Origin of the sequence: uncultured Idiomarina sp., from assembly GCF_964010655.1 — a bacterium.
Classification (GTDB): domain Bacteria; phylum Pseudomonadota; class Gammaproteobacteria; order Enterobacterales; family Alteromonadaceae; genus Idiomarina; species Idiomarina baltica.
Genome location: NZ_CAXGLS010000021.1, coordinates 1 through 17,548 on the forward strand (window position 1 = coordinate 1; position 17,548 = coordinate 17,548).

Annotated in this window: 17 protein-coding genes; 8 read left to right on the plus strand and 9 right to left on the minus strand. The window is 48.3% G+C overall.

Annotation, left to right across the window (positions count from 1 at the left end; all coding sequences use genetic code 11):
• Positions 1–89: 89 nt before the first annotated feature.
• Both glyS and glyQ read right to left on the minus strand, forming a co-directional pair.
• The gene (glyS, locus tag ABNS04_RS06805; protein ID WP_272978780.1) at positions 90–2,156 is read right to left on the minus strand and encodes a glycine--tRNA ligase subunit beta; all 2,067 of its coding nucleotides are present in this window, start codon (positions 2,154–2,156) and stop codon (positions 90–92) included.
• Between the two features lie 2 nt (positions 2,157–2,158).
• Positions 2,159–3,079: a glycine--tRNA ligase subunit alpha gene (glyQ, locus tag ABNS04_RS06810; protein WP_006954133.1), complete on the minus strand. Its 921-nt coding sequence runs from the start codon at positions 3,077–3,079 to the stop codon at positions 2,159–2,161.
• 90 nt (positions 3,080–3,169) lie between these two features.
• Here glyQ and ABNS04_RS06815 point away from each other — a divergent pair, with 90 nt between their 5' ends.
• Both ABNS04_RS06815 and ABNS04_RS06820 read left to right on the plus strand, forming a co-directional pair.
• Positions 3,170–3,784 (plus strand): DNA-3-methyladenine glycosylase I, encoded by a 615-nt coding sequence (locus ABNS04_RS06815; protein WP_006954131.1) that lies wholly within the window; start codon positions 3,170–3,172, stop codon positions 3,782–3,784.
• Position 3,785: 1 nt separating this feature from the next.
• On the plus strand, positions 3,786–4,265 hold the full coding sequence (locus tag ABNS04_RS06820; protein WP_006954128.1) for a GNAT family N-acetyltransferase: 480 nt from the start codon (positions 3,786–3,788) through the stop codon (positions 4,263–4,265).
• Between the two features lie 22 nt (positions 4,266–4,287).
• Here ABNS04_RS06820 and tusA read toward each other — a convergent pair whose 3' ends face one another.
• From tusA to fadB, 3 genes are all read right to left on the minus strand, one after another.
• On the minus strand, positions 4,288–4,527 hold the full coding sequence (gene tusA, locus ABNS04_RS06825) for a sulfurtransferase TusA (RefSeq protein WP_006954127.1): 240 nt from the start codon (positions 4,525–4,527) through the stop codon (positions 4,288–4,290).
• An 80-nt stretch (positions 4,528–4,607) separates the two neighbouring features.
• Positions 4,608–5,771 carry an acetyl-CoA C-acyltransferase FadA gene (gene fadA, locus ABNS04_RS06830; protein WP_006954125.1) on the minus strand — a complete coding sequence of 388 codons (1,164 nt, stop codon included), beginning with the start codon at positions 5,769–5,771 and terminating at the stop codon, positions 4,608–4,610.
• A gap of 18 nt (positions 5,772–5,789) precedes the next feature.
• Positions 5,790–7,946 (minus strand): fatty acid oxidation complex subunit alpha FadB, encoded by a 2,157-nt coding sequence (gene fadB / locus ABNS04_RS06835; RefSeq protein WP_348671260.1) that lies wholly within the window; start codon positions 7,944–7,946, stop codon positions 5,790–5,792.
• A 134-nt stretch (positions 7,947–8,080) separates the two neighbouring features.
• Between fadB and ABNS04_RS06840 the strand changes: the two genes are divergently transcribed.
• Entirely contained in the window at positions 8,081–10,042 is a 1,962-nt protein-coding gene (locus ABNS04_RS06840) for a transglycosylase SLT domain-containing protein (RefSeq protein WP_272978774.1), read from the plus strand.
• A gap of 14 nt (positions 10,043–10,056) precedes the next feature.
• A complete protein-coding gene (locus ABNS04_RS06845; RefSeq protein WP_348671261.1) occupies positions 10,057–10,689 on the plus strand; it encodes a YigZ family protein in 633 nt (210 codons plus the stop codon).
• On the opposite strand, the gene trkA is transcribed toward ABNS04_RS06845, so the two are convergent.
• The 4 genes from trkA to def are packed head-to-tail and all read right to left on the minus strand — an operon-like array spanning position 10,660 to position 14,836.
• Entirely contained in the window at positions 10,660–12,036 is a 1,377-nt protein-coding gene (gene trkA, locus ABNS04_RS06850; RefSeq protein ID WP_006954118.1) for a Trk system potassium transporter TrkA, read from the minus strand. The genes ABNS04_RS06845 and trkA overlap by 30 nt on opposite strands.
• Positions 12,033–13,346, minus strand: a complete 1,314-nt coding sequence (gene rsmB / locus ABNS04_RS06855) for a 16S rRNA (cytosine(967)-C(5))-methyltransferase RsmB (protein ID WP_272978770.1) — start codon at positions 13,344–13,346, stop codon at positions 12,033–12,035. The genes trkA and rsmB overlap by 4 nt, the downstream gene beginning before the upstream one ends.
• A complete protein-coding gene (gene fmt, locus ABNS04_RS06860) occupies positions 13,336–14,310 on the minus strand; it encodes a methionyl-tRNA formyltransferase (RefSeq protein WP_272978768.1) in 975 nt (324 codons plus the stop codon). Before fmt ends, rsmB begins: the two co-directional genes overlap by 11 nt.
• A 4-nt stretch (positions 14,311–14,314) precedes the next feature.
• Positions 14,315–14,836, minus strand: coding sequence for a peptide deformylase (gene def, locus ABNS04_RS06865; protein ID WP_272978767.1), 522 nt, complete (start codon positions 14,834–14,836; stop codon positions 14,315–14,317).
• A gap of 54 nt (positions 14,837–14,890) precedes the next feature.
• On the opposite strand from def, the gene dprA reads away from it, so the two are divergent.
• Genes dprA through ABNS04_RS06885 form a run of 4 tightly spaced genes read left to right on the plus strand, consistent with a single transcriptional unit; the run spans position 14,891 to position 17,539 of the window.
• The gene (gene dprA, locus ABNS04_RS06870; protein ID WP_272978765.1) at positions 14,891–15,934 is read left to right on the plus strand and encodes a DNA-processing protein DprA; all 1,044 of its coding nucleotides are present in this window, start codon (positions 14,891–14,893) and stop codon (positions 15,932–15,934) included.
• Positions 15,935–15,936: 2 nt separating this feature from the next.
• On the plus strand, positions 15,937–16,410 hold the full coding sequence (locus tag ABNS04_RS06875; protein WP_006954110.1) for a DUF494 family protein: 474 nt from the start codon (positions 15,937–15,939) through the stop codon (positions 16,408–16,410).
• A 21-nt stretch (positions 16,411–16,431) separates the two neighbouring features.
• Positions 16,432–16,950 carry a topoisomerase DNA-binding C4 zinc finger domain-containing protein gene (locus tag ABNS04_RS06880; protein ID WP_272978763.1) on the plus strand — a complete coding sequence of 173 codons (519 nt, stop codon included), beginning with the start codon at positions 16,432–16,434 and terminating at the stop codon, positions 16,948–16,950.
• A gap of 34 nt (positions 16,951–16,984) precedes the next feature.
• Entirely contained in the window at positions 16,985–17,539 is a 555-nt protein-coding gene (locus ABNS04_RS06885) for a Sua5/YciO/YrdC/YwlC family protein (RefSeq protein WP_272978762.1), read from the plus strand.
• The last annotated feature ends 9 nt before the right edge of the window (positions 17,540–17,548 follow it).

Sequence of the window (17,548 nt, forward strand, 5' to 3'; positions counted from 1 at the left end):
ACTCTGCCGGATCGGTCAACCGATCATTGAAAATTTCTTAACTGATCGGCATTACTCACTGAGCGGGTTTTTTATTACCGTTATCTCACTTACTGCAATAACGATATATCAGCAACTCGCAAGAACATACCGCGGAGCTGATACAAAAGGTTCAATCGATTTTGGCGGACTGCTGGGTCTTCATCATTAACCATCACGTTTTCAAAGAAATCGTCGATAGGTGACTTTAATGATGCCATTCGTGTAAGTGCACCTTCGTAGTTACCCGCAGCGATTTCCGGCTCAGCACTTTTCTCTGTTTCAGATATCTGCGCTGCTAAAGTTTTTTCCTCTGCGGCCACCAAGAGCGTATGATCAATTTTACCCGTAAGATCGCCTTCGGATTTAGACAGTATATTACCGACACGCTTATTAGCCGCTGAGAGGCTCTCTGCCGCATCATGTTGCTTAAATGCATCAACAGCGTGAATGCGGAGGTTAAAGTCGGCAGGGCGTGATGGAGCGCGTGCTAAGACCGCCTGAATAACATCTACAGAGATACCTTGTTCTTGATACCAAGGACGGAAACGACCAATAATGAAGTTAAAGACGTTTTCGCGCACATCATTGTTACTAAGACGGTCACCGAATTCACCGATTGCCGCGTCAATTAACTCGTAAAGGTCGAGGTTTAAGTTAGATTCAACAATGATACGAATTAAACCTAGAGCCGCTCGGCGCAGCGCAAAAGGATCACGATCGCCTTTAGGTGTTTGGCCAATACCAAATATACCCACTAAAGAATCAAGTTTATCGGCTAATGCAACGGATCGACTTACATCCGAAGTAGGCAAATTATCGCCCGCAAAGCGTGGCCAGTAGTGCTGTTCAATAGCATCAGCCACTTCAGCATCTAAACCGTCATTGAGCGCGTAATGACGACCCATTACGCCCTGTGTTTCTGGGAATTCAGAAACCATATCAGTGACTAAATCTGTCTTACATAACTCACCGGCTAAGCGCGCATGCTGCTCATCGGCATTAAGAGAACCTGCAATTCGAGCACTCAATCTAGAAATGCGTTCAGATTTGTCTTTCATCGTGCCTAGTTGCTTTTGAAACAACACCGTCCCAAGCTTATCGAGCCGCGAGGAAAGCGTTACCTTTTTATCAGATTCAAAGAAGAACTGTGCATCGGCAAGACGCGGGCGAACGACACGTTCGTTACCCTTAATGATTTGCTTAGGATCTTTGCTGTCGATATTGGTGATAAAAATGAATACAGGCTTCAATTCACCCTTATCATCTTGGACGGGAAAGTAACGTTGATCGTCTTTCATCGTCACGATAAGCGCTTCTTTTGGCACTGTTAAAAACTGTTCATCAAAAGTCGCTGATAGTGCAACGGGCCATTCAACAAGCGCTGATACTTCCTCGACCAAATCCTCGTCAGTTTCGACCGTGCCACCTAACTGTGAAGCGAGGTCATTGATGGAGGTACGGATTAATTCCATACGTTTTGCTTGGTCGGCGATCACGTGGTGTTTATAAAGTTGCGCTTCGTAATCATCGGCATGCTGAATATCGAAACCATCAGGTGCGTGGAAACGATGCGCATTAATGTGCCGACCGCTTTTAATTCCAAGCAAGCTAGCATTAATGAGTTCATCACCAAACAGTAAGGTTAGGGTATGCACAGGGCGAATGAATTGTGCATCGGAATCGCCCCAACGCATCGGTTTCGGAATTGGAAGTTTCTTTAAAGCATCCTCGACAATGCCTGGCAATACCTGCGCAAGCGATTCGCCTTTAACCTCAGCTTTATGTAACAGCCAAGCACCTTTATCCGTCTCTAAACGTTCGGCTTCGCTCACCTCAATACCATTAGAGCGTGCCCAACCCTGTGCTGCTTTAGTCGGTTGACCCGCTTCATCAAAAGCAACATCTACTGAGGGACCACGTTTTTCGACCACTTTATCTTGTTGTTGGCCTTCTAACGAATTAACCAAAACGGCTAAGCGGCGGGGTGTTGCAAGGGCCTTAATTTCACCAAATGCCAACTCTGCTTTGTTTAAGCCTTCCTCAATACCATGCTTAAAGCTCTCGCTTAATTGCTTGAGTGCTTTCGGTGGAAGCTCTTCGGTTCCTAATTCAACGAGTAAAGTATCCTGCTTCACAACTAAGCTCCTTTCGCTTCCGATGAGGTTTCACATAAAGGAAACCCGAGTGCTTCGCGCGCTTGATAATAGACTTCAGCACATGCCTTAGCCATTGTTCTGACGCGCAAGATATAGCGTTGGCGTTCTGTCACTGAAATAGCGTGACGGGCGTCTAATAAGTTAAAAGCGTGTGACGCCTTCATGACCTGTTCATAAGCGGGTAGTGATAGACCACGTTCGATCAGCACATTACATTCTTGCTCACACTCATCAAAACGACGAAATAGGGTATCGGTATTGGCAATTTCAAAGTTGTACGTCGATTGCTCAACTTCGTTTTGGTGGAATACGTCACGGTAGAAAATTTTACCACGCGGGCCGTCGGCCCAAACCAAATCATAGATGCTGTCGACACCTTGAATATACATGGCAAGACGTTCAAGGCCGTAGGTGATCTCTCCAGCAACAGGTTTACATTCAATGCCGCCGACTTGCTGGAAGTACGTGAACTGAGTGACCTCCATGCCGTTCAACCAAACCTCCCAGCCTAAGCCCCAAGCACCCAGTGTTGGGCTTTCCCAGTTGTCCTCGACAAAACGAATGTCGTGAGTAAGTGGGTCGAAACCGAGCAACTTAAGTGAGCCAAGATAGAGTTCTTGAATATCCTTTGGTGACGGTTTCATGATGACTTGAAATTGGTAGTAATGTTGCAGTCGGTTAGGGTTTTCACCATAGCGCCCATCGGTCGGGCGACGACAAGGTTGCACATACGCAAAGCTTGCCGGTTCAGGACCCAGTGACCGCAAAAAGGTCATGGGGTGGAATGTACCTGCACCCACTTCCATGTCTAGCGGCTGTACTACCGCACAACCTTGCTGAGCCCAGTAATCTTGGAGGGCGAGTATCAGCCCTTGGAAAGTATTAACGTCGTATTTTGCCATAAGTGTATGCAACCTATTTTTTGGTTGACCAAAGATAATCATGTATGTCTAGATTATACCCTTTGATAAGCCTCGGTTATAGGGGATAAAATGACAAATCAGCAACTCGTTCGCTGTGGTTGGTGTGAAGGCGACAGCGAATACGAGCATTATCACGATACGCTCTGGGGGATGCCGGTTAAGGATCCGCAGGATTTGTTTGCAAAGCTATGTCTTGATGGACAACAAGCGGGATTAAGTTGGCTTACCATTTTACGCAAGTGGGACGCCTACCATGCGCTGTTCCATAACTTTAATCCAGATGCGCTTGTGAGGATGCCAGATTACGAACGTGAAGCACTGTATACCAACCCTGCCATCATTCGTAGCCAAGCGAAAATTGACGCGATATTTACTAATGCGCGTGCATACCTTAAATTGCGTGATAGGGGACAAGACTTTAGCGAATTTTTGTGGAAATTCGTCGACTTTGAACCCACAATTAATGCGTATCAGGCATTATCTGAAGTACCCACTGAAACAACTGCGTCGCGTCAGATGGCAAAAGCCCTAAAAAAAGAAGGCTTTAAATTTGTCGGCCCGACAATTTGCTACGCTTTTATGGAGGCCGTGGGTATGGTGAACGACCATTTGATCGACTGTCATCGCTATGAACCGTGTAAGACAGCGATGGAAACCTTTAGACTGAGCACTAAACGGAAGTGATATGATAGAAATTACCTTGGCTGACTACGCCAACCCAGCACATGCCCAAGCAGTGGTGAATATGCTCGACATGTATGCAAAAGACCCAATGGGGGGCGGAGAAGGAATATCGGAAGAGGTTAAGGATAACCTCATTAAAGAGATGGCCAAACGGGATAACGTATTTTCCTTACTTGCATTCGACGGTGACCAACCTGTCGGCGTTGTGAATTGTGTAGAAGGTTTCTCAACTTTTGCGGCAAAACCGTTGATGAATATCCACGACATTGCAGTGGTCGATGAGTATCGTGGCCAAGGTGTTGCTCAAAAGCTACTTGAAGAAGTTAAAACCTTGGCGCAGTTTCGTGGTTGCGTAAAACTGACACTAGAAGTACTCACCCACAACGACCGCGCTAAAAAGGCATACGAGAACTTTGGCTTCAAGCCTTACGAGCTGGGCGATGTTGGCCAAGCAGAGTTCTGGGAGTGCTATTTAAACTAAATGGGTTGCCAAAGTCGCACGTCTAATCGTGCGACTTTTCTATCCAGTATCGGAATGGTGTGTCTGCAACAGATTGTTGCACTAACTTGTGCTCCATGAACTCACAGAATTGTGGAATGTCGCGTCGCGTGGCAGGGTCATCGGCTATCACCATCAGTACCTGACCCACCGTTAGCTTACGGATCGTGGCACGCACCAACATGACGGGCTCCGGGCATCTCAGACCTAAAGTATCTAATTCTTTATCGACTTTGATTTGCATCGCTCATCGCTCGTATAAGGCAGTCATAAAAAAGCCCATGATACCATAGGTACCATGGGCTTTTATCTATCTAAGAGCGTTTAAACGCGCTCAAATACCGTTGCTATACCCTGACCTAGACCAATGCACATAGTTGCTAAGCCGAGTTTAGCGTCTTTCTCTTCCATTAAGTTAATCAGCGTCGTAGAGATACGGGCGCCAGAACAACCGAGTGGATGACCTAAAGCAATGGCGCCGCCGTTCAAGTTGACCTTGTCTTCCATTTGGTCGAATAGTTTAAGACCTTTAAGTACAGGGAGTGATTGAGCGGCAAACGCTTCGTTAAGCTCAACGACATCGATGTCATCCATACTTACGCCTGCACGTTTCAGTGCCTTTTCGGTCGCTGGCACCGGGCCATACCCCATGATGCTTGGATCGCAACCTGCGACGGCCATCGAACGAATTTTAACGCGCGGCGTTAAACCTAATGCTTTTGCTTTTTCTGCAGACATGACTAGCATTGCCGCAGCGCCGTCAGATAGTGCAGATGAAGTACCTGCGGTAACCGTCCCGTTAGCAGGGTCGAATACTGGGCGCAGCTGAGCGAGAGACTCCGCTGTGGTTTCCGGACGAATGACTTCATCGGTTGTAACACGAACCAGTTCGCCTTTTTCGTTGTGGCCGTTAATTGCATAGATTTCCTTAGCGAAACGTCCCTCAACCGTGGCTTGATGCGCGCGTTGGTGAGAGCGTGCACCAAAGGCATCTTGTTGTTCGCGAGATATACCAAACTTGCGAGACAACAGTTCTGCGGTCATTCCCATGCTCCCCGCAGCGCGTGCCACGGACTTATTCATGCCTGGATGGAAGTCGATGCCGTGGGTCATTGGCACGTGACCCATGTGTTCAACACCGCCCGCCATAAAGATGTCACCGTCGCCATTCATGATGGCGCGTGTTGCATCATGCAGCGCCTGCATTGATGAGCCACATAAGCGGTTTACGGTAACGCCAGCTACCGAATGCGGAATTCCCGCGATAAGCGCTGAGTTACGTGCAATATTAAAGCCTTGTTCAAGCGTTTGCTGAACACAACCCCAATAGATATCTTCTAGTTCATTGACATCCACCTCGGGATTGCGCTCAAGAAGACCTTTCATCAATGCGGCCGACAGGTCTTCGGCGCGCGTATGGCGAAAAACGCCATTCTTAGAACGTCCCATTGGGGTACGAATACAGTCTACGATAACTACGTCTTTCATTATAAAATCCTCCTCGCCTTACTTCGCGCTAGTTGTGTCGAAGTAAGATTTGCCCGCTTTCGCCATTTCGCGCATACCGTCAGTCACTTGGTAGATTTCACCTAAGTGCGCGTATTTATCTGCGAGCTTCACAAAATTCTCGATACCCACGGTTTCTAAGTAACGGAAAGGTCCGCCACGGAAGGGAGGGAAGCCAAGACCGTAAAGTAACGCAATGTCTGCTTCTGCAGCTGACCCAATAATGCCTTCTTCGAGACAACGAACGACCTCGTTCACCATTGGGATCATGCAGCGAGCGATAACTTCATCTTTATCTGCTTGCTTACCAGGTTCTGCACCAATGAGTTTATAGGTTTCAGGATCGGCTTCTTTAGTCGGCTTACCTTTCTTATCGGTGCCATACACATAGAAACCTTTGCCGTTTTTCTGGCCGTAGCGTTCTGCTTTTGCTAACTGAGCAATTGCGCTACTCTCGTTGCGCGCCATGCGCGATGGGAAGCCATCAGCCATGACCACGGTACAATGATCAGCGGTATCAATACCGACAACGTCGCTTAAGTAAGCAGGGCCCATGGGCCAACCGAACATCTTCTCCATGACCTTATCAATACCAACAAAGTCGATACCTTCGTCGACCATGCCAGCAAAACCAGCTAAGTAAGGGAAAAGTACACGGTTAACGTAGAAGCCAGGACAGTCGTTGACAACAATTGGTGTTTTACCCAACTTCAGCGCGTAAGCGACAACTGCGGCAACGGTTTCGTCGGAGGTTTTTTCGCCACGGATAATTTCAACTAATGGCATTTTATGCACTGGATTGAAGAAGTGCATACCGCAGAATTTCTCGGGACGCTTAAGGTTCTTCGCCAGTTCTGTGATAGAAATAGTCGATGTGTTGGACGTTAAAATAGCATCGTCGCTGATCACCTCTTCGACTTCTGCTAACACCGAGCCTTTGACTTTTGGATTCTCAACAACCGCTTCAACAACAATATCGACGTCTTTAACTGCGTCGTTTAGCAACGTGGGTGTGATAGAAGAAAGTACCTTAATCATTTTTTCGCTAGATACTTTGCCGCGTTCAACACCTTTTTTAAGGATCTTGCCAGCTTCTTTCATACCCAGATCAAGCGCATCTTGCTTGATGTCTTTCATCACTGCAGGAACGCCTTTGAGGGCTGATTGGTAAGCAATACCGCCGCCCATGATGCCGGCACCCAGTACCGCTGCGGTGTTGATCTCTTTACTTGCTGACTTAGCGTATTTCTTTGATTTTCCTTTAACGGCTTGGTCAGCGAGGAAAATACCCACTTGTGCGTGGCATGCATCAGTCTGAGTTAAATCAAAGAATGCCTGATTCTCGGCATTTAATGCACCTTCGCGCGCTTCGCGGGCACCGTTTTCAATGGCTTCAATAGCTTTATGAGGCGCGGGGTAGTGTTTACCCGCTTTGGCTGCGACCATACCTTTAGCGGTCACTAAAGTCATGGTTAGCTCAGTGTCATTCGCTTTCAGCGGTTCCAACTTCGGTTGACGCTTAGCTTTCCAGTCTTGTTCGCCTGCAGCAGCTGCTTTAGCAAGATTCAAAGCTGCTTCCGTGAGGTTGTCCGGTTCAACAACAGCATCGACGGCACCCACTTTTAGTGCGTCTAAAGCAGAGTTGTTCTTACCTGTAGTAATCCACTCAAGCGCGTTGTCAGGGCCGATTACACGCGGTAAACGCATCGTGCCACCGAAGCCTGGAATGAGACCTAACTTCACCTCAGGCAAACCAATTGTGGCAGTGCTATCGGCAACGCGATAATCACACGCAAGTAATGCTTCACAGCCACCACCGAGTGCAAAGCCTTTAACGGCACCAACGGTTGGAACCGGCAGGTCTTCTAATTGGTCGAATACGCGTGAAGCTTTTGCGACCCATTCGCGAGTGTTCTCAGGGTCTGCAAACATGTTTAAGAATTCAGTGATATCAGCGCCGACGATGAACGTTGGTTTAGAACTGGTGACAATCACACCACGCAAGTCATCGGTTTGTGCTAATTGAGTAAGTGCGTCACTAAACTCTTGTAAGGTTTTTTGGTCAAATTTATTAACCGAGCCTTTGGCATCAAACTGAAGCTCTGCAAAACCCGGCTCTATAAAATCAACCCGGATGCTTTCGCCTTGATAAATCATGTTGGGTCTCCCAAGACATCATTAAATTTTTACGTTTCCAATACTTTATTTGGAAAGTAGTTAAGTTAAAGTAAGAAGAGTGTGGCGCGAAAGCGCTAAATTTTCAACGGTTATTTAAACATGCGTTTGAATCAATGGATAAACTGACGTCTATCATTCGTTACAGCTTATTGGCTTGTTTTCTCAGCACAGTGCACGCTATCGCTGCGCAGCCGGGTGGACAATCCGTAGCCAATGCACCTCAGCAGTCGGCGGATGTTAGCCAACAGCGTGAGCTATTTAAAAAGGCTGAATATGCAGCCCGTCGAGGCCGCATTGCTGAATATAACCAACTTTTAGCCCAGTTGGAAAACTATCCTCTCAAACCTTATCTTGAACTTGAGCGGTTACAGCAGATCGGCTATTTAGCTAACGAAGATAGAGTAGTCAGTTTTCTTGAGCAATATAAAGGTACGCCGTTAGACTGGCAATTGCGTCAGCCGTGGTTAGATTACTTAGCGAACCAAGGGGAATATCAGCGTTTTATTCGCGATTTTCGACATCCAGGTACGTTAACGCATCAATGCTACCTCATTGAGGCGGAAAGGGCTCGCGGACTTCAAGACGGTCCCTTTATCCGGAAAGTAGACGCGATATGGCGGCATGGATTTTCCGTGCCTTCAGCGTGTGATGGTATTCTGAATGAATGGGCGGACTTAGGCGCGCGTACCAAAGATAAGGTTTGGCAGAGACTGGTACTTGCCGCAGAGGACGGAAACCCGACTTTAATCCCATATTTGACGAGTTTGTTACCCAACAAAGAACAGTATCTGGGCGATCTCTACTATAAAGTACGCTATTCACCCGCAGCGATTGGTCAGCTATCGAGATTTCGTGGTGTTGATGCTGCTAAAGAAGCACAAATAGCAACGTTTGCGTTGACCAAACTCATTTGGCGAGCAGAAGAGCTCGCACTTAAAGCCTATGAGCGCCTGGTGTCACGTTTGCCATTTACCGCAGCGCAGCGGCACAGAATAGCTGAGGAGTTTGCCGTCGCGTTGAGTTTGAAAGAGCACCCAGAAGCTCGGGTTTGGCATCAAAAAGTACCACCGTCTGAGCTCGATGAGCGCGTTTTACAGTGGCGTCTTGCGGCATACTTGCGTGATCATGACTTCGCGGCCTTAAAGATGACCATTCAAACATTGCCGCCGGCCATATCGGGTGGAAACCAGTGGCAATACTGGCTTGCTCGTGCCATGGAGGAAACGGGCGATAAGCTTAACGCAAATAAAATCTACTCGGAGCTGGCAAAAGAACGCCACTACTATGGCTTTTTGGCCGCGGCGCGTATTGGTGCACCGGTGAGTTTAGAGAAGGACCCGGTCAAGGCGACTCAAACGCAGATAACTACCTTGTTAGAGCGCGATGATGTTAAACGGGCTTATGAATTTCTTCAGTTAGGGCGCGATGTCGATGCCCGCCGCGAGTGGAATCATCTACTCAGTGACATCGACGGTGAGGCATTTAAGACCGCCGCCGTGATAGCCAGTGACTGGGGCTGGCATGATCAGGCCATTTGGACGTTGGCCCAAATTGGTCACTTTGATGCCGTCGAGATAAGGTTTCCCATGGCTTATAGCGAAATCATCAATCTCTCGTCCGAAAAATACGGTATCGACCCAGCGTGGGCGATGGCTATAACCCGACGTGAGAGTAGCTTTCGAGCCGATGCCTACTCAGGAGCTGGCGCGCGCGGGCTCATGCAGATCTTGCCCGGTACCGCGAAGTTGCTACGCAATGATGATAGCTTTAAACGTCTCAACACACCGGAAGTTAATGTCGCGCTTGGTACTTACTATTTGAGTCGGCTGAAAGAACGCTTTGATGGTAATCATGTGCTGGCTACCGCGGCCTACAATGCGGGCTATTATAAGGTCAAAGATTGGCTACCCTCTGAGCCGACTGCGCTCGATGAATGGGTCGAGATGATTCCTTATTACGAAACGCGGGACTATGTAAAAGCGGTACTCAGTTATCAACAGATTTATGAACTTCTCAATGGTAAAGAGGTTAATTTATTTGATGCCTTTGCTACCATGAGAGTGAAAGATGACTAACGGTTCAGAAGTACGTGAAAAAAGCTAATTACCTGCGCTTGACGGAAGCTGTTGAGCATGAGATTGAAATTAAAAACAGTCGTTTCATTGCGTCGTTAGCGCCTGTATTGAGCGCGGACGATGTGGCGAACCATATTGCCGACGTTAAGCAACGTTGGACTAAAGCCAATCACTATTGTACTGCATCTGTCGTCGGGAGCCCCTTCGATGATACCTGTTATGCAAGTAGCGATGATGGCGAGCCCAGTGGCACCGCGGGGCGACCAATGCTTAACGTATTAACCCATCATCCGTTAGGTGAGGTTTCAGCCGTTGTCGTGCGTTACTTTGGGGGGATCAAGCTAGGTACAGGTGGCTTACAGCGTGCTTACAGCCAAGCCGTAGCGGAAGCACTCCCGTTCATCAAAACAGCAGAGCGTAAATACCGTGAATACTACAGTTTAGTCTATGAGTACGGGGATCAGGGTGCTGTTGAGAGCATTTTGAGCAGCTGCGAATATAAAGTTATTGAGCAAACATACACTGAGACAGTACATCAAATCATCGCCATTGAGCCTGGATACCGCGCTCAACTCGACAAGCAGTTTCAGGCTCAAACACAAGGGCGCGTAAAGCTTTTAGAAGAACATCGCGCTGGGTTGGAATAATCGTTCGACCTGATCTATGTACTTCTTGTCTAGCAAGAATAGCATCACATGGTCATCAGATTGAATAATGGTCTCGCTATGAGCCATCAGTACTTCGCTTCCTCGCACAACCGCACCGATAGTCGTTCCTGGGGGAAGCTTAATATCTTTAATGGCTTTACCCACCACTTTTGACGTTGATTCATCCCCATGTGCAATCGCCTCAATGGCCTCGGCCGCACCTTTGCGTAGCGAGTAAACGTTGACGATATCGCCGCGGCGCACGTGCGTTAACAAGGCGGAAATCGTTGCCCGCTGTGGTGATATAGCAATATCAATCTCACCGCCTTGAACTAAATCGACATAAGCACTGCGTTGGATAAGCACCATGGTTTTGCGGGCGCCCATACGTTTTGCCAGCATCGCCGACATGATGTTAGCTTCATCATCGTTGGTTACGGCAATAAAGACATCGGTATCTTCAACGTGTTCTTCCTCTAAAAGCTTTTGATCGGAAGCATCACCTTTGAACACTAGTGTGTGCTCTAGTTGCTGCGATAGAGCCTCTGCACGCGACTCAGACCGTTCGATGAGCTTAACGCGATGATCTGCCTCAAGCTGTTTGGCAAGGCCGGCACCAATATTACCACCGCCCACAATCATAATTCGGCGGTATCGATTTTCGAGTTTTTGCAACTCTTCCATGACCCGGTTTACATGGCGTGTATCGGCAATGAAAAACACCTCGTCATCGGCTTCAATGACGGTTGTACCGGTAGGTCGAATCGGCTTACCTTGGCGATAAATAGCCGCCACCCGCGTATCGATATTGGGCATGTGCTCTTTGAGTGTTGAGATAGCATGACCGACCAGCTTGCCTCCGTAATACGCTTTTACGGCCACCAAACTGGCTTTGCCTGAGGCAAACTCCATGACCTGCAGTGCGCCCGGGTAGTCAATCAACTTACGAATATAGTTAGTGACGAGTTGCTCCGGTGAAATGATGTAATCCACCGGTGCGTCGTTCTTGTGAAACAATTGATCACGGTACCGAATGTACTCTTCAGAGCGAATACGAGCGATTTTAGTCGGCGTATTAAAGATTGAGTAGGCGACCTGACACGCAATCATGTTGGTTTCATCACTGCTTGTTACAGCGATTAATAAATCGGCATCTTCGGCACCAGCGCGACGCAACGTGTCTGGATGAGAGCCATGACCTACAACAATACGTAAATCGTACTTATCTTGAAACGATTCTAGCAGTTCGGCATTAGTATCGACGAGTGTAATGTCGTTACGTTCGCCGACAAGGTTTTCAGCGAGCGTTCCGCCAACCTGACCTACACCCAATATAATTATTTTCATGACAGTTTTTCTATCTTCGCATAAAAGAATCCGTCACCATCATTTTCGCCCGGTAGGAGCTGTAACATGGGACGGTTCGCCTCAATAGCTATAAGGTTAGCATCGGAATGCTGACCGAGGAAGCGCGATATTTGCTCACTATTTTCCTCGGGTAAGATAGAGCACGTGGCATATATGAGCTGACCTCCAGGCTTTAATGTAGGCCAAAGACGCTCTAACATGCTTTGCTGTAACTCAACAAGCTGATCGATATCTGATGAACGGCGCAGCCACTTGATATCTGGATGGCGACGAATGACACCCGTAGCGGAGCAGGGGGCATCTAACAAAATACGGTCAAAAGGCTGCTTATCCCACCAACTATCAAGATCTAAAACGTCGGCACAAACCACTTCGCATGAGAGGTCGGCGCGATATAAGTTCTCACTGACGCGCTCAAGGCGCTGCTCATCAACGTCAATAGCGATTAAGGGTGTTTGAAACTCGGTGCGTTCAAGCAGGTGAACCGTTTTCCCGCCGGGTGCTGCGCAGCAATCAAGCACTCTGTGCTCGGGTTGGGCGTTTACCATATCCGCTGCTAGTTGTGCTGAACGGTCCTGAACTGAGACCCAGCCTGCTTCAAAATGCGGGAGTTTAGTCACCGGCACCGGTTTAACAAGTCGAATCGCATCGCTTGCCTGACTGTCGGCAACGGCTTCAATACCGTTTTCAGCTAACAGTGCAGTGTAGTCAGTCACGTTAGTGTGGCGTCGGTTTGCGCGGAGCCAGAGTGGTGGCTGAGTATCATTCGCTGTGAAAACAGCTTCCGCTTTTTCACCGTAGGCGGCTTTAATTTTTTCTCTAAGCCAACGCGGATGGTTAACACCTTCAGCGCTTGGCAAGTCGCGTTCGCCATCATCGTTACGAGTGGGCGCTTCACGTAAAACTTGACGTAAAACCCCATTCACCAAACCACTTAATGCTTTACGTTTTAATAATTTGCTTGCCTCAACGGTGGCGCTCACCGCTGCGTGATCTTTAGTTCGCAACTTAAACAGTTGGTAAGTGCCCACTAACAGTAGCGACTGGATAATTTGGTTTTTGCCCTTCAAGGGTTTATCTAACTTGCCGCTGACTTTTTCAGTCAACACGGGTAAGTAGCGCATGACACCATAACTAATCGCTTGTGCGAGGCGTTTATCTTCCGCGGATAACTGCTCACTATAGGTGGTTAATGCTTGGGTCAGCGACTGGCCTTGTTCCAGTACTGCGTGGATAGTTTGAGCGGCGACAGCGCGACTGTGCGCGCCCGTCGATGTGTTAGTCGACATTGGTTAAATTAACCCCAATTGCAAAGGTGGTGGCATACCCATTCAATAGGTCACTCACGGGTAACGGCTTTTTACCGGGTAACTGCAATGAGTGAAGGGTTAAGGCACCTTGTGAGCAGGCAACGGTAATACCCGCAGGTGAACAGTCGATAATGGTGCCTGGCGCTGAGCGGTGATCAGTTTGGCTAACGCTGGCTTGATGAACCTTAACAGTGCGTTGGCCGGGTTTACCGCCAGGAAGCTCAAACCAAGCAAACGGCCAGGGATTAAATGCACGTACATTTCTCTCGAGCTGGGTCGCGTCCGACCAGTCAATTTTGCCTTCGTCCTTACTCAGTTTTTTTGCGTACGTCGCGGCATCGTGGTTTTGAACTTCCGCGCGTTCACGGTAGCTTTCAATATCGTCCAATGTGGTTACCAGTGCACGGGGTCCGAGTTGAGCGAGTTTTTTATAAAGCGAAGCGGATGTCTCTTGTGCATCAATGGCACAACGCTCAACGTGAAGGACTGGACCCGTGTCGAGTCCTTTTTCCATTTGCATAACGGCAACACCGGAAGCCTCATCGCCCGCCCAAATCGAGCGTTGGATAGGTGCCGCCCCACGCCAGCGTGGTAGCAGCGAACCATGCACGTTAATACATCCATACTTGGGCGTGGTCAAAATAGGTTCTGGCAACAATAAGCCATAAGCGACAACGACCATCACGTCGGGACGATACTCCGCGAGTTGCTGCTGAGCCAACGCTGTGTTTAGTTTTTCGGGTTGCTCCACTGCAATCGCGTGTTCAAGAGCCAGCTCTTTGACAGCACTGGGCTGTAGCTTTTTCCCTCGTCCGGCTTTGCGGTCCGGTTGGGTATAAACCGCAACGACTTCGTGATCACTGTTAAGTAGCGCCGCTAAATGGTCGGCTGCAAATTCAGGTGTACCCGCAAAAACAATACGTAATGGTCTGTGTGTGCTCAATCGATTAGGCTCCAGTGCTTAATTTTTCTTGCAAACGTTGCTCTTTCTCGAGTTTCTTACGAATTCGTTCACGTTTAAGCGGTGACAAGTAATCGACGAACAGTTTGCCATCTAGGTGATCAATTTCGTGTTGCACACAGATGGCTAATAGACCTTCCGCATCCATTGAGAATCGCTCACCATTTTTATCCAACGCTTGCACGGTAATACTTTCTGCACGCTCAACTTTAGCAAAAACGTTCGGAAACGACAGGCAACCCTCTTCGTTGGTGAAATGACCCTCAGAGCGTGTAATCTCAGGGTTAATAAATACTAAGGGTTCGTTCTGATTTTCACTACAGTCAGCGACGAATAAACGTTGATGAACGTCTACTTGAGTAGCCGCTAAACCGACGCCTTGAGATTCATACATCGTCTCAAACATATCGTCAATTGTGGCGCGTAGCTCATCGTCAACCTGTTCGATAGGCTGCGCAACAGTGCGTAAGCGCTCATCGGGGTACTTAAGTACCGTTAACTTAGTCATTCCAAAATCTCCTTCGCTTTAACTACTTTTATTTTACCTTAAATTGGGGGAGGAATGACAGCCGTGCAGTATCATGAACTTGCTTTATTAATGAGTCTCAACAAAGCGCCAATCGCTGTACAGCGGGAATGTAGAAAGTCTGAGCAGCTAGAAGCGATTGAAGATCGATGTCTGCAATCGATTAAGTCGGTGCAGAGAGCTTACGTACTTCAGGCAATGCATTGGCTGGAAAACGATAACTGTGGTGTCGTGGGCTGGTTTGATGACCAATATCCCACACTTTTAAGAACCATAGAGCGCCCGCCTATGGTGTTATTTTATAAAGGGCGTACTGAACTACTATCCCAAGCGAGTGTCGCCATGGTCGGTAGTCGAAAGGCGAGTCACTATGGTATTCAGGTTACCGATCAATTGGCTCGGGAATGCGCGCAATCAGGGTTAGCAGTAGTGAGTGGCTTAGCGATGGGCATCGATGCGGCGGCGCATCGCGCAGCGTTAGACTATGGGGCGACCATCGCGGTATTAGGCACCGGCATCGATCAGATCTATCCGCGTAGAAATCGAGAGCTCTATGAGTTGATCAGCCATCAGGGGTTAATCATCAGTGAGTTTTCACCAGGCACGCCAGCACGCATGGATCATTTTCCGCGTCGCAACCGTATTATAAGTGGAATGTCGAAAGGTGTCGTTGTTATCGAAGCCGCTCGACGCAGCGGCTCCATTTCCACAGCGTTGTCTGCATTAAGAGAGGGCCGCGAGGTCGGTGCCGTGCCTAACAGTATTTTTGCGAAGTCGCAGGAAGGGTGTCACTGGTTGTTGAAAGAGGGTGCTCATTTGATCACGTGTGCAAGTGATATCTTGTCTTGGTTTGACATCAGTGCGAGTGAACCGAGTCAGCAAACAAGATGTACAATTCCTAAACACTTGGCAAACAATCCATTGTTCGCTAATGTGAGCAATGACCCAGTGAGTTTAGATGAGCTGGTTGAACGAACGGGGTTATCGGTTGCTGAGGTAAGCGAACAATTATTATTACTTGAGCTTGAAGGACTGATTACAGCAATTCCGGGTGGTTACATAAAAGTGGGGAGGCGCTAACCATGTTTGATATCCTCATGTACTTGTTTGAGAACTATATACATTCCGACTCTGAAGTTGTGGTTGACCACGATGAGTTGACGGACGAACTCGCCCGGGCCGGATTCCATCGGCAAGAAATCCAAAAGGCGTTAGCGTGGCTTGAACGCTTGGCGGATTTGCAGGAAACAGAGGCTAAGACCTATCTCAACGTCACACCTGTTGCTTCAATGCGGGTCTATACGGAAATTGAGTGCAGTCGGTTAGATACTCAATGTCGTGGGTTTTTAACTTATCTCGAAAACCTGGGCGTATTGGATTTTAGTACCCGAGAAATGGTCGTTGATAGAGTGATGGAGCTTGAAACCAGTCGATTTAGTCTCGACGATCTCAAGTGGGTTGTGCTTATGGTATTATTTAACCTACCAGGGCGTGAAGCGGCCTACGATAAGATGGAAGGTTTGCTATTTGAGGAGCCGGAGGGGCCGCTGCACTAATCTACTTAAGGATATAGAGTCATGCAGGCGTGTCCGAAATGCGGCCGAGAGCTGGTTGTAAAGCACAAAGGTCAGCAGAGTTTTTTGGGGTGCAGTGGCTACCCCGATTGTGAGTATACCCAAGGGCTTCGCGAACAATCAGAGATTGAGCCGGAGAGCTTGGGTGTGCCTTGTCCCCAATGCGGCAATGACTTGCAGTTAAAAAGCGGGCGGTTTGGGCTTTTTGTTGGTTGCAGTAATTATCCAGACTGTGACTTTATTGCTGAGGATCCAACTCAACGAGAACAGGACTCGGTTCCGTGTCCTGAGTGTGAAAAGGCTGGCCGAAAAGGTCGAGTTGTTGCAAAGACGGGTCGTTCAGGTAAACAGTTTTTTTCTTGTGATCAGTTTCCAACCTGCGATTTTTCATTGCCATTACCTCCCGTTAAGGAAGCCTGTCCCGAGTGTGATTTCCCTTTATTAATGCGAAAGCGCAGTCAGGGCTCTGAGCGACTTGTTTGTCCGCAAAAGCACTGCGACTACCGCTCCAAGCCGCTATAATACGCTTAGTTTTTAGTTTTAGAGAGGAACTCCAGTGTCAGCACTCGATATTGAATCAGCGCGTTCGGCGCTACTGAATGGTGTAATCGCGTACCCAACTGAAGCAGTGTTCGGTTTAGGCTGCGATCCACGCAATGAGGAAGCGATCCGCAAGATTTTAACTTTGAAAGACCGTCCCGAGGACAAAGGACTTATTCTTATCGCTGCTGACTACAGTCAGCTGACGCCTTATGTTAAGGACTCTGCCATCGGTCAAGATAAGCGCTTTAGCGTGCTATCACATTGGCCTGGCCCGGTGACACTGATTCTTCCCGCACGCGATACGGTTTCACCATTGCTGACCGGTGGACGAGATACCATTGCAGTGCGTGTTACAGCCTATGAGCCCGTGCGAGAGCTTTGCCGAAAGCTAGGTACTGCATTGGTATCTACTAGCGCCAACCCCAGCGGTAAAGAGCCCGCTAGAACAGCATCCGAAGTGAGTGATTACTTCGGCGATAATATCGACTGGGTTTGGGATGAAGAAACCGGTGGCGCAGAGCAACCCTCTAAAATCATCGATCCATTTAATAACACCGTGTTGAGGTAAGGTTTTTGT